This window comes from Ningiella ruwaisensis (assembly GCF_004798935.1).
Lineage (GTDB): Bacteria > Pseudomonadota > Gammaproteobacteria > Enterobacterales > Alteromonadaceae > Glaciecola > Glaciecola ruwaisensis.
This window is the reverse complement of the sequence record NZ_RAHT01000008.1, coordinates 25,013-38,252: the sequence shown is the minus strand read 5'-3', so window position 1 is coordinate 38,252 and position 13,240 is coordinate 25,013. Positions and strand designations below refer to the sequence as shown.

At 41.5% G+C, this 13,240-nt stretch carries 11 protein-coding genes and 1 tRNA gene; 9 read left to right on the top strand and 3 right to left on the bottom strand.

Annotated features, from left to right (window positions below; all coding sequences use genetic code 11):
* Nucleotides 1–6 precede the first annotated feature (6 nt).
* The gene (locus D6V41_RS15315; RefSeq protein ID WP_136252421.1) at nucleotides 7–495 is read right to left on the bottom strand and encodes a glutathione peroxidase; all 489 of its coding nucleotides are present in this window, start codon (nucleotides 493–495) and stop codon (nucleotides 7–9) included.
* 135 nt (nucleotides 496–630) lie between these two features.
* On the bottom strand, nucleotides 631–2,286 hold the full coding sequence (locus D6V41_RS15310) for a response regulator (protein WP_136252420.1): 1,656 nt from the start codon (nucleotides 2,284–2,286) through the stop codon (nucleotides 631–633).
* 470 nt (nucleotides 2,287–2,756) lie between these two features.
* Between D6V41_RS15310 and D6V41_RS15305 the strand changes: the two genes are divergently transcribed.
* The 5 genes from D6V41_RS15305 (at nucleotide 2,757) to D6V41_RS15285 (ending at nucleotide 8,057) form a co-directional block, all read left to right on the top strand.
* A complete protein-coding gene (locus tag D6V41_RS15305) occupies nucleotides 2,757–4,247 on the top strand; it encodes a CoA-acylating methylmalonate-semialdehyde dehydrogenase (protein WP_136252419.1) in 1,491 nt (496 codons plus the stop codon).
* 69 nt (nucleotides 4,248–4,316) lie between these two features.
* Nucleotides 4,317–5,471, top strand: coding sequence for an acyl-CoA dehydrogenase family protein (locus tag D6V41_RS15300; RefSeq protein WP_136252418.1), 1,155 nt, complete (start codon nucleotides 4,317–4,319; stop codon nucleotides 5,469–5,471).
* Nucleotides 5,472–5,548: 77 nt separating this feature from the next.
* Nucleotides 5,549–6,814, top strand: coding sequence for an enoyl-CoA hydratase/isomerase family protein (locus tag D6V41_RS15295; RefSeq protein ID WP_136252417.1), 1,266 nt, complete (start codon nucleotides 5,549–5,551; stop codon nucleotides 6,812–6,814).
* Between the two features lie 79 nt (nucleotides 6,815–6,893).
* A complete protein-coding gene (gene mmsB, locus D6V41_RS15290) occupies nucleotides 6,894–7,862 on the top strand; it encodes a 3-hydroxyisobutyrate dehydrogenase (RefSeq protein WP_136252416.1) in 969 nt (322 codons plus the stop codon).
* 118 nt (nucleotides 7,863–7,980) lie between these two features.
* Nucleotides 7,981–8,057, top strand: a tRNA-Arg gene (locus D6V41_RS15285).
* A 73-nt stretch (nucleotides 8,058–8,130) separates the two neighbouring features.
* Here D6V41_RS15285 and D6V41_RS15280 read toward each other — a convergent pair.
* Nucleotides 8,131–8,460, bottom strand: coding sequence for a hypothetical protein (locus tag D6V41_RS15280; protein WP_136252415.1), 330 nt, complete (start codon nucleotides 8,458–8,460; stop codon nucleotides 8,131–8,133).
* Between the two features lie 215 nt (nucleotides 8,461–8,675).
* Between D6V41_RS15280 and D6V41_RS15275 the strand changes: the two genes are divergently transcribed.
* The 4 genes from D6V41_RS15275 (at nucleotide 8,676) to D6V41_RS15260 (ending at nucleotide 13,201) form a co-directional block, all read left to right on the top strand.
* Entirely contained in the window at nucleotides 8,676–9,602 is a 927-nt protein-coding gene (locus D6V41_RS15275) for a LysR substrate-binding domain-containing protein (protein WP_136252414.1), read from the top strand.
* A 288-nt stretch (nucleotides 9,603–9,890) separates the two neighbouring features.
* Nucleotides 9,891–10,538, top strand: a complete 648-nt coding sequence (locus tag D6V41_RS15270) for a hypothetical protein (protein WP_136252413.1) — start codon at nucleotides 9,891–9,893, stop codon at nucleotides 10,536–10,538.
* Nucleotides 10,539–10,632: 94 nt separating this feature from the next.
* Nucleotides 10,633–11,322 (top strand): hypothetical protein, encoded by a 690-nt coding sequence (locus D6V41_RS15265; RefSeq protein WP_136252412.1) that lies wholly within the window; start codon nucleotides 10,633–10,635, stop codon nucleotides 11,320–11,322.
* 1,405 nt (nucleotides 11,323–12,727) lie between these two features.
* Nucleotides 12,728–13,201, top strand: a complete 474-nt coding sequence (locus D6V41_RS15260; RefSeq protein WP_136252411.1) for a hypothetical protein — start codon at nucleotides 12,728–12,730, stop codon at nucleotides 13,199–13,201.
* The last annotated feature ends 39 nt before the right edge of the window (nucleotides 13,202–13,240 follow it).

Sequence of the window (13,240 nt, the reverse complement as noted above, 5' to 3'; positions counted from 1 at the left end):
AAACTTTTACGCGCTCAAGGCATCTTTGATGTCGCTTGTTATCTCTTCAGGCTTTGTAGTAGGGGCGTAACGCTTAATAACCTTGCCGTTTTTATTTACTAAAAATTTCGTAAAGTTCCACTTAATGCGCTTTGAACCCAATATGCCAGGCGCTTCATTTTTAAGTGTTTTATAAAGTGGATGCGCATTATCTCCATTGACTTCGAGTTTTTCAGAAAGCGGAAAGCTCACGCCAAAATTCATTTCACAAAATTGCGCGATTTCCTTGTCATCACCAGGCTCTTGATGCCCAAACTGATCGCAAGGACAGCCAATCACCATCAGGCCCTTGTCTTTAAATTCATTGTAAACCGATTCAAGGCCTTTGTACTGAGGGGTAAAACCGCACTTACTTGCCGTGTTTACAATCAATAGTACCTTTCCGGCATGCTCAGATAAGTCAAGGGTTTCACCATTGTTTAAGGTGAGCTGATGTTGATAGATGCTAGTTGTCATGCTGATCCCATTTAACTTGAAAGCCTATGCTTCAATATATCAGCATAACGATAGAAGCAGTATGATTTATTTGAATCCATAACTATTCATTGCTTCTCCATAAACCAGCTAGACGATAGTGACTCACCTGTTTGTTCAGGCAAGCGCAAGTTTTTCTTTGATGGCGTGCATGCGCTTTTTGTTGTTGTCGGAGAGACTTAGCCCGCTTAGCTCCAATATGAGAATATCAATGGTTATACCCTTGTATTCGGTTTGTTTGGCATCGGTTAAGCATTGCAAGAGATTTAAAGCAAAAGCAGGCACGCCCGGAAACATGCTGTAAGCGCGATAAAAATAAGTAAGAGCCTCTGCATACTTTTTATTACTATAAGCCTTCATGCCTTTTTCATTGACTTTGAGCGCGCGCTCTTTTTCAAGGCCAAGGGACTTTTCAATGTTGATTACAAGATCAGTCGCAATAAGACTTTCTATATGATTTTCCTGCTCAAGCAATTGGTCGTCGCATTTTTCCAGAATTTCTTTCGCTTTATCTTTGTGACCAAGCCCAAACCATACTTTAACCGCGTCTATCATGGTGCTGACATTTGCTTTGGTAAACTGATGCTCTTCACTGGTTTCTTTAATGATGCGCTCTGCGCGGGGTAAATCGTTATCAAGCAAAAAGGCCAATGCCAGCATGGTATCTTTTTGTAAGGCCGCATGGCGATCATTGATATTTCTGGACGCTTTGCCAAGCATCACGCGTGCTGACGATACGTAATCTGCATATTCATCTTTAAGGCAGAGTTGCTGACTTTCTCTAAACTGCTCGGCAAGATGCAGATGGTATCGGGCGAGCTCCATGGCGTAATCAACAAGGCGTTCTTTAACGCTTAAATTGCTTTGTACTTTCTTCTCAAGCAAAGCAATCGCATCTTCGGTTTTACCCTGCATCTTGTAGCAAAGTGTTTTTAGTCGAGTAGCCTGAATCGTTAGTTCGCTGTCTTTGATATTATCGAGAAGCTGCTCTGCCAAAAAATAATTCTTTTTGCCAATCTCAACGCTGGCCAACCATTCGTAGGCTTTGTCTTTTGTCAGACTTTCTTCGATTAATTTATCGAGCATTTTTTTACAATGCTGCCATTTGCCAGTAAAAAACTCACTTTTAATTAAGCCCCAATGAGCCCAAAGCACGCCGTTTGAGCGCTCTAAAATAGAGGAGTAGAGTTGCGTTGCCTCATCAAAACGCTTCGCTGAAATAAGCAAGCGACCTTTTAATTTTATAAAATCGGACTCTATTCGTTTTGAAATGCCTTTGCGCAACTGCTCGTTCAAAAATTCCAGCGCATGTTCTTCTTTTTTCTGATCCATGTACTGCAATGCCGGCAGCAAATGCTTCCTGGCATGAAGATAATGCTTAACCGTTGTACTCAAATTTTTGATGGTATAAGGCTTAATAATGATGGCATCAGGGTATAAATCCAGAATTTGTCCAATGGTTTGAGGCAAGCTATCTGACGTAATAAAGAATATCCCGGTGGATGGCTTCAATAGTCCGGTTTCTTTCAGTTGCTGAATCCACTCAACACCGTTTTTTGCCTGACCTAAATGAAAGTCGATAAAAACCGCATCAAAATTAGAGGTACGTAAGCCATTGCGTAGTTCTTTTCCGTTGCTGTAACTTGCAATATCAAAACTATCAATTGACATTAGGTGACTGCGCAAATTCATGCGAGCGGTTGTATTGTCTTCAACAATAGCAACACGCAAATTGACTTTTTGAGGAGCCTGATAGCCCTGTAGTTTTATCATTGGCTTGACGCAATCCCGCACGTTAAAATTCGATCATTGATGGTTCTTCTGTTATCAGGTCCATCACTTTATCAGTTCAATAAGTCCAAAACGTAGTCAGTTCCATATGCAGGTATATAAGCAGTCAACACTTAAGCGTATGTAAGTTGGCCTCAGCCTGCTTGAAGGTAATTATTGAACAAAGATAAACATACTTTACTTATCGGCATGCTTTTTATTTCCTGATATTTTTGTTCAAAGTTTCTGCATTTAGGGTCATCAGTCCCTAGTTCAAAGGGTGTAAGTAGTGAAGTGTGCTTTACAAATTCGCTTACGATTAAGCACCACAATCATTTAACAAGTGATTTACAAGCAGTAGGTCGATCCTTTATAGTTGACGTTAACGTAAAGGTTAATCTTTAGACGCAAGCCCTTGCACAATCAAAAATGATTAGTTTGCGGTATCGCGTTCGACCCTCATGAGAGTAAATATGCAAACAATTCAGCAACTTATAAACGGCCAGTTTGAGACATCTCAGTCAAAAGAGATGATTGACGTCACTAATCCTGCAAATAACGAAGTGATCGCAAAACTTCCAGTTTCAACAGAATCTGAAATAGAGCGAGCAATCGCGTGTGCAAAAGAAGCATTTAAGACGTGGAAAAAAGTGCCTGTATCAGAGCGTGCGCGGGTAATGCTTCGTTATCAGCACCTGCTTAAAGAACATCACGACGACATTGCCAGCATTTTGTCTAAAGAAACCGGTAAAACATTTGAAGATGCTAAAGGTGATGTGTGGCGCGGGATTGAAGTGGTTGAGCAGGCTGCAAATGTGGCGTCTATGATGATGGGTGAAACCGTCGAAAACGTGGCGACCGATATCGATACTTATTCGATGATCCAGCCTCTTGGCGTTTGCTTGGGTATTACACCTTTCAATTTTCCTGCCATGATCCCGCTGTGGATGTTCCCTATGGCCGTCGCTTGTGGCAACACTTTTGTGTTAAAGCCTTCAGAGCAGGATCCTGCCACACCAATGAAATTGGCCGAATTGTTTATCGAGGCAGGCGCACCTGCTGGCATATTAAATATTGTCCATGGCGGCAAAGACCAAGTGAATCATTTGCTAGAGCATGAAGACATTAAGGCAGTGTCTTTTGTAGGCAGCGTGCCGGTTGGTCAGCACATTTATCGCACGGCGACTAAAAATATGAAACGTGCTCAATGTTTTGCGGGGGCAAAAAATCACTCGGTTATCATGCCTGACGCAAATAAAGAAAAAGTCCTGAATAACCTGGTAGGTTCGTCTGTTGGTGCTGCCGGTCAGCGCTGCATGGCAATTTCGGTGGCTGTGTTTGTTGGTGATAGCGCTAACTGGATCCCCGAACTGGCTGAAAAAATTGGCAAAGTAAAACCTGGTCTGTGGGATGATAAAAATGCTGGTTTTGGTCCGCTAATCAGTCCACAAGCCAAAGCGCGAGTGCTTAGCCTCATACAAAAGGGGAAAGACGAGGGCGCAAGCTGTTTAGTTGATGGCAGTGAATTTACGCTTGAAGGTTATGAAAACGGCAATTGGGTAGGCCCAACAGTATTCGCTGGCGTTACTGCCAACATGGCAATCTACCAGGAAGAAATTTTTGGTCCGGTATTATGTTGTATGCAAGTCGACACGCTAGAAGAAGCGCTGGCACTGGTTAATGCCAATCCTTATGGAAACGGAACGAGTATTTTTACCGCAAGTGGCGCAGCTGCGAGATATTACCAGAGCAATGTAGAAGTTGGACAGGTTGGCATCAATGTGCCCATACCCGTGCCATTGCCTTTCTTCTCGTTCACTGGCTGGAAAAACTCTTTCTATGGCGATTTGCATGCATACGGTAAGCAAGCAATCCGTTTTTATACTGAAACAAAAACAATTACTGCACGCTGGTTTGACGACGAGAGCGACTCTGGACCAAACATGACAATTAACCTGCGATAGGCGATATGCAGATTAACTCACTAAGCTTATACAAAGACACACATAGTAAAATAAAGTATTGAGGTAGCGATGAATTTTGAACTAAGCGACGACCAAATAGCGTTTGCCGATACAGCTAAACAATTCGCCTTAAGTGAAATGGCCCCTTATGCCGCACAATGGGACAAAGAACATCATTTTCCGGTTGAAGTCATTAAAAAGGCAGGCGAATTGGGTTTTTGCAGTTTATATACGCCAGAAGAAGCAGGCGGCCTTGGGCTGAGTCGGCTTGACTCATCTATTATATTTGAGCAGTTGGCCATGGGCTGCACCACCACCACTGCAATGCTGACTATTCATAATATGGCGACATGGATGATTGCAACATGGGGCAGCGACGCGGTCAAATTAGCCTGGATGGATAAACTTGTAACCGGTGAAAGTATCGCCAGTTATTGTTTGACGGAACCGGGGGCAGGATCAGATGCTGCGTCTTTGCGTACTTCTGCTGAAAAACAAGGTACCAATTATGTGATAAATGGCTCCAAAGTGTTTATTTCTGGTGCAGGTTCAACACAAGTGTTGGTGGTAATGGCCCGAAGCGGTGGAGAAGGAGCAGGTGGTGTTTCTGCCTTTGTTGTGCCAGCGGATGCAAAAGGGGTCAGTTACGGTAAGCCAGAGGAAAAAATGGGTTGGAATGCCCAGCCCACACGCATGGTAAGCTTTGACAACGTAGAAGTAAGCGAAGAACACCGGCTTGGACAAGAGGGAGAAGGTTTCAAATTTGCTATGCAAGGTCTAGACGGTGGGCGAATCAATATCGCGACCTGCTCCATAGGTACGGCGCAACAGGCTTTAAATACTGCTCGAGATTATATGCAAGAGCGCTCCCAATTTGGTAAGCCTCTGGCCAGCTTTCAGGCACTTCAATTTAAACTTGCCGATATGGCTACCGAACTAGTCGCCGCTCGACAAATGGTAAGGCTCGCCGCAAGTAAAATCGATAACAATCATCCAGATAAAACCACCTATTGCGCCATGGCAAAACGCTTTGCAACAGATGTTGGATTTGAGGTGTGCAATCAGGCCTTACAAATTCATGGTGGATATGGTTATATCAAAGAATATCCGCTGGAGCGTCATGTTCGCGATGTGCGTGTTCATCAAATACTCGAGGGAACGAATGAAATTATGCGCGTGATCGTGGGTCGACGACTATTAGGCGATGACCGGGATATACTTTAAAAAAATCAATGCCGTTTCGCGCATTCTTTTAAGATGACTTTTCATTTAGCAAAGGCCTGCTGATGCAAGAACAGAACATGCAAGATAAAAAAAGAGCAAATAACGATATTAAAACCGGCAGCGACAAAGTGCTGGTCAGTTATCACCCAGTTAGTCAAACTCTGAGCCAAACCCACAAAAAGCAAATTGTTCGCTTCACTTTAAATAAACCAAAAGCGCTACATGCACTCGATTTAGAAATGGTAGAAAGCCTACTAGATGCATTTGCGCGGGTCCGAGATGATGAGAGCGTATTAGCTGTATTTTTAGACAGCGAAGGTGATAAAGCATTTTGCGCGGGCGGTGACATTGTTTCGATGTACAAAGCAATGAAAGACGATGATACAAGTGCTCGAAAAGACGTAAGTGGTGAAACGCCTGCGTTTTTAAAAGACTTCTTTACCCAAGAATATCGCTTGGATTATTGCATTCATACCTTTCCCAAACCGGTCATTGTTTGGGGAAATGGCATTATCATGGGCGGTGGACTCGGTTTATTCAGTGGCTCTCACCTTAAGATCGTAACCGAAAGCGCTCGCATTGCCATGCCAGAAATCACCATTGGGCTTTTTCCTGATGTAGGTGGCAGCTATTTTTTAAATACTTTGCCAAAAGGCGTTGGATTATTTTTAGGCCTGACAGCTGCCAATGTAAATGCGGCTGATGCGCTTGCGGTTAACATGGCCGATGTGTGTATTGCTCATGCGCAAAAGCAAGCGTTTTTAGACGAACTGTGTCAGCAAAGTCCAGAATCAATTGCTAATAAAGAGCGTGTGAAGCAGTTTGCCATGGAGTTTGCACAGAGCATAGACGGCGACCCTGGCGACAACGTACTTTTGCGGCCAGCCAAGATACATGACTTTATTACAGAACTTGCCTTATTAGACGCAGCTCAGGGCCCAATCGAGGCACTTGCCAGCCTTAAAAGCATTCATCAGGGTCTACAAGACACAAACCAGAGTGCAGGTGAATATCTGGCAAAAGCTATTTCGGGTTTAACACATGGTAGCCCAATTACAGCGCATCTTGTTTTTCAGCAACTTAAGCGAGCTAAAGGCTTAAGTCTGGCTGAGTGTTTTAGAATGGAGCTTGGCATGGCACTTACCTGTGGTGCGCTAGGGGAGTTTCAGGAAGGCGTAAGAGCCTTATTGATAGACAAAGATAATCAACCCGACTGGCAGTACAAGAGTATGGCTGATGTGCCAAACGAAATTATTAACGCGCATTTTGAGTGCTTGGGCGAATACACGTCGAATAATGCTTTGCACCCGTTAAGCGATTTGGAAAGAGACTTTGGCGAATAAATAGGTCTTGCATTGAAGATTAAGTCGATGAAAAAAATAACTAATTTGCTTGAGAAATGTCAAGCCTTGAGGAATTGCTATGGCAAATGAAAATCCGTCAGCGAATATTCATTCTGATCCACAAAAGCGCACAAAAATCGCCTTTTTTGGCTTAGGTAATATGGGCGCTGGAATGGCCGCTAATCTTGTTAAAGCAGGAATGCGCGTTTGTGTTTACGACTTGTTAGAAAGTAATGTGAATGCTTTTTTAAATCAGCATCCGAATAATAAAGATGTTATGGGAGCTGCACAGCCAGATGAGGCTGTTAAGGAAGCAGATTTTGTGATCTCTATGCTGCCCGCCGGCAAACATGTAAAAAGTTTGTATTTTGGCGATGAAACATCTGGTACTAAGGGCATAACTGCAAGCGCGCCATCAAGTGCTGTTTTTATAGACTGTTCAACCATTGAAGCCAGTGAAGCAAGAGACATTAATCAACAAATGCTATTGCTAGGTTTAGCCTTTGCTGATGCGCCTGTATCGGGTGGAGTAGCAGGGGCTGCGGCTGGTACGCTGACCTTTATAACAGGTGGCAGCGAAGAAACAGTATCGCGCATTCGCCCGGTGCTTGAGACTATGGGAAAAAATATCTTTCATGCGGGAGATGTGGGTGCAGGGCAGGTTGCCAAAATATGCAATAACATGCTCTTGGCAATATTAATGGCTGGCACGAGCGAAGCGCTTCAATTAGCTATGGACAATGGCATTGATGCCAAAGTGATGTCTGATATTATGAAAGCAAGCTCAGGGAATAATTGGGCGCTACAAGTGTATAACCCATGCCCTGGTGTGATGGAAAATGTGCCGTCTTCTAACGGTTACAAAGGTGGCTTTATGGTCGATTTGATGAACAAAGACTTGGGTTTGGCGATGGCCACTGCCGCTAAGCATCAATCGCTTGTGCCAATGGGATCATTGGCTAAATCGCTTTACCAGTTGCATAGCGTCAACGGCAATGGTGGCAAAGACTTTTCAAGCATCTTCGAGTCGTTAAAAGCCAAGCGTTGATTTGTTGTTTATACTTATCGCTTTTACCAAAATTGAAAATAAAATAAGCAAGTGACGCATAAAGCCAGAATTTCTGTTGATACTTGGACAAATTCCACCTAGTATATGCGTCCTCAACGCGCCCGTAGCTCAGCTGGATAGAGCAATTGGCTTCGAACCAATCGGTCGGGAGTTCGAATCTCTCCGGGCGCGCCATTTCTCTCAAGCTGCCTACCTGATAAATAGGCCACAAAGCTTCATCACTAATTAGCGCCCAGTTATCGCCCAGTTAGCGTTTAGACAACCATTCCATAGCTTGCTTACGAGACAAGCATGCGCTTAATGGCTTAACGCTAAATTTGTTCGGTTTTACATTCACAGGCGTGCTGCTTTGCTCTACGCCTTTGTGTGTTCGCTCAATCCAGCATTGAATATTTTTCTCCTCTTTAACATACGAAATCTTGAGCGAATCGGAATGTTTAACCAATGTTTGGTATAAGAATCCTGAGTCTGCAGATGAAACGTTCAGTGTTTGAGTAGATGTATAGGCAGCAAGATTTGTGCTTGCCAAAGCAATGGTAAGCGCGCTTGCCAGAGTGAAGAGTTTGTTAGCTTTCATATAGGCCCCTCGGTTATGTTTTAACACTTTTAATGTGCAATTGATGGTGCATTAACGGTTGTTGAATTAAATAACACTGCGAAGAATAGGCACTCAGTAAACATTCAACAAACGATAAAAAATAACCTATACTTAAGAAAATCTTAACTATGTTGTGTTTACATTCTTGGAGCACGAGATATTCAAGCAGGCATTGCAAACGGTAGGGTCGGTTCATGGAAAAAGCATATCTTCCATCTTTCAAGTCTTTGCATTTTTTCATGGTGGCTGGCCAAAAACTTAGTTTTAAACAAGCGGCTCAATCGCTTAATGTTACCCAAGCGGCGGTTAGTCAGCAGGTGCGTAGCTTAGAGGAATATATTGGACAGGCACTCTTTTACCGCAACAGTCGCAATACCTGTTTAACGGAAACAGGTGCCAGACTACTTCCTTATATCGAGAACGGGTTCGATCAATTTCAAACGGGTTTGCGCGCTATTTCTGGTGACCTAAACCCGCATATTCTGCGTGTTTCTGCGATACACTCTTTTACGTCGCTGTGGTTAATGCCGCGTTTGCCTGATTTCCAATCGCAACACCCTGAACTTATGATCCAAATTGCGCCATCGAATGAAATAACAAATTTTGAAACCGATGAGGTTGATTTAGCCATACGCATGGGAGGAGGCAATTACAAAGGTTTAAAAGAAATAAAGCTGATGCGTGATGATTTGGTGTTTGTTGCAAGTCCAAGGCTTATTGAAACACTGCCAAATAAGAAAATAACGGCCCCGAAGGAGGTGTTCTCACTCCCGTGGATTGAAGATCCTAGCCCACAGACACAAGAGATATTTAACAAGGCCTGTGAACATTACGACGTTGACGCTAAAACAATGACCGCATCCATTCGCTCAAATAACTCCATGATTTTAATTGAACATGCGCTTGCCGCTAAAGGATTTACCTTTATCAATAGGGGCTTGGTAGCGCAATATTTAATTAGCGGTGAATTAGAACAAGTGCTCGATTTTGAAGAAACCAGCCCATGGTCACTTTATTTAGTTGCGCCAGAGCATCACTTTAATTGGCAAAAAGTGGCTAATTTTCAAACTTGGATACTGCCTGAATTACGCACCTCGTTTGGCGATGTAGAAGCTTGGTAAGTATCAGGGATAACTCCTTGAATGCAAAAGTATTGAATAAGTCTACTGAATTTAGGGTGAGATGTTGTTTAGGTTATTGAAATTACTATTTTTTTATAAAGCGAGATTTCTCGCTATGACGATTTTTCTTCAATGCGTTACGTTTTAGTAAGCTGATTAAACTGTTGTTTTATTGACATATAAATAAAAATACAGCAAGAATGGCATTAAAGCATTTATCAAGTATCTGCACTTTGAATATGATGAGAGGTGTGGATAATAAAGTATTAGGCTTATCAAGGAAAGAGCGTGAAATTCCATATCACAATTTTATTTACGTTAAGTTTTATCTCATTCGGTTGTTTTTCAACAGCTCAAATTCCTGATGCAATAGAAATTAATGAAGTTAAGTATCGACTAAACACAAACCCATTAGAACAATATTTAACTGAGATCAAATGGGAAATTTCAGAAATAGCTACTATTTCATCAGCAAACTGGAGAGGCTATGTTGCCTCTTGGAAAGTAGAAGCAGGCAATTTACTTTTAACGGATATGACAATCGGAGTTGCCTCAAAGACTGAAGAGCACCGTTACGATCAAGTAAGTATTTTAAATAGCATTTTCCCCAATAAAAACAAAATTTTCGCCAACTGGTATTCTGGAGCCTTAATTGTTCCCTATGGTGAAATGACCAACTATGTTCATATGGGCTACGGTTCTAGCTACGAAAAATATATTGTCCTACAGATAAATCAAGGAGTGGTTATCGAACATCTTGACATTTCAGCAGTTGAGTTCGAAACATACAAACGAATAAAATTTCAAACGTTTAAAGAAACTGAAAAGTTCCAAGAGGAACTCAAAAATCTAATGGGGGGCGAATACAATTGGTCAGAAGATGAAGCAATAGATTTTATGAATAGTTTTTATGCTGAATATTATTTATCGCTGTAAAAGTAAGCCTAACAAAACAATTTGAAGGATTTTGCCCAAAAGTAGCGCAATGCCTCATATTGAAACGTTAGCCAATTTATAGTTATGGAGTATCATGGAAGAAAATAAATTTTTTAAATTAGTTTGGCGATTCAATGGATTAGTCATCTCTGTTGTTGGTGTATTAGCTGTCGCTGTCCTCGCATTGGTGACGTATAATCTTTTTCAGGAAGTTACTAGAGATGGAAGCACTAGCAGCATTGTAAATCTTGAAGGAAGTTCTGAAATAGAGGAAAACTGGAGATTTGGGCAGTTATCAAAGCTCAATGATAATAAGACCATCATGATTCCACTTTTTTCAGATCAGTCATTTAATCGCGCATATTTTAGTAAATCATCTAGTTCAACTCGAAATTATTTGTTTGTTAATACCGAGACGTCTGAAAAGAAATGGCTATTTGATCATACCAATTATTTGATTGAACGAAGCGATAAATTAAGGGAAGGTGATTACAGTTCTGACAAACCAGTGGTCGCGATCTTGTATCAATTAGTTCAGCTCGACTCAGACCAAAATAATCGCTTGGCAGCAAGTGACTTATCTACATTGGCAATAACTTATCCGGACGGAACAGGATATAGAGAAGTAATTAAAGACGTAGAAAATATCGTAGACCATGCTATGTTGAATCAAACTGAATTGTTTATTATTTATCAAAAAGCCGGTATTTCATACTCAGCAATACTTAATTTGGAGCGCTTTGAAATAAGTGAATCAGAAAAGCTCCCTCGAGTTGGCTCATAACAAAATGCTGAACAGTAAACCACAAGTCTATATTTTTAAAAACTCGTTATTGAACGGTTTTGTGTGTGATGGAGTTCCGTTATGAGCATAGGAGGTCTTGGTGCTAGAGCGGCAATGCTCAAGAACCAGAAGCCAACAAAAAAGTGCGAGCGCTGTGGCTTAAGGTACGTTGAACCTAGCCCTGATAAATGCCCACATTGTGGAGACCTATGTGAGGCTCGTCTACATCAGCTGTTGGATAAAGTGCAGCGTGAGGCGAAGGCAAGTAAGTCTTTGGGTAAATATTTCCTTTTTGCCGCTATTTTGACTGCTGTTTTGTTGGTGTTAGCTAGTGTTACTTAAAACACATAACAAGGCCAAGCAGTTTGCCTCATCTTACCTGGCGTTATATGGGACAACATTGGTCCCTCCTGTTGGCGGTGTTAACTGCCAACGCAGACTTCGAGTTGCGCATAATACTGTACATATGTTCAAATCAAAGTAGAGTTGTTCTAGTTATAACAAACCTTTATTGCCGCCTACAGTTTGTAGACATTAGGGGAACGTCCATAGCAAGCAAATTTATCGCCCCGCTGTGACATAGTGCCCAGAGAACAGGGCTCCATGCTCAGGAATAAGGTTTATTTGAGGATAAAAAATGCATGGATACAGGGATAAAAACACTGTAAGACCAGTAATCAGACTATTATTAGGCGCGATACTGTTGTCGCTTTTCTATGCGATACTTAAAATGTTTTTGACCGCGCCGTGGCTTATTAAAGAGCAGATATTAATAATATCAGTGTCGACAATAGCTATGATTTTTATTGGTTATTTGTGTCTTTTTGGTCATGTGCCTAGATGTGTAATCAAGATATCCATCAAGGCAAACAAAGCTGAACGAAAGTTGTGTAATAAGCTTAAGGCGGTTTTTAAAAAATCAGTTTTTTGACTTAAAGTCTTAAATTCTTAAATTCACAACGAACTAGGATTAAATTGGATTTATGTGTAGTAAACGCTTAACTGTCTGACAATGCTTTGCCGCACTGAGTGGGCGAGTATTTTGGTTTTTAAAGGAACACTAAGTTTTATGGATGATTTAGGCTCATCAATAATTAACGGTTTTTTTCGAGGTATCGGCTACATTTTGGCTGACATCTTTTTTGGGACAATATGCTATTGGATAGGCTGGCCGATATGCAAGGTTATATCTGGCGGCAGATACCCGAGAAAAGGTCAATATACATATTGGTCACACACGAATTCTTCTGGAGCTTTGTGCAGCTTTGTAGGTTTTCTACTGTTAATAGCAATCTGCATTTACATCATATCGCACGAAATTTAATTGATGGTTGTTTTCAGAGCTTTATGAATCTTTATCTATGCGCCAGCGCTTTTAATGGGGATTTTACCAGGGAGAAAATGAATGCGTTTGAATAATTCGGGAGAAACCCTTTTGGCCTTAGCTGGCGTTTGGTTTATAGCTTCCGTGATTCCTGATTTTATAGTATCTATATTCAACATTAGCATGCTAAATAATAATAAAGAGCAGGATGCATTTTACTTATTAACTTATGCTTATTTGCTTACTAAGCTAGTAGTCGGTTTATCTATTATCTTTGCGCGTAAACTCATTGGAAAACTTCTTGGCTTTAGTTCTCAGTTGGATTGTACTGCAAGCGAATTGTTATCAGCAGGAATTTTTTTATTAGGCTTATATTTCGCTTTTAATGGTGTTGTTTCAATCAGTCAGCACTATTTGGTGTTTGCAGCATTATCAGAGCCAGAAACTTTTTATTTTTGGCAGGGGATCGCAAGCCTGTCGTGTGGCCTCACTCTGTGTGTATTTTCTTTCAGCTTGACTAAGCTCTGGCGGTTTTTTAAATTTGCAGGAACATAGAAGTTTACCGAATGAAATAATACGGATCTGTACAGGTTA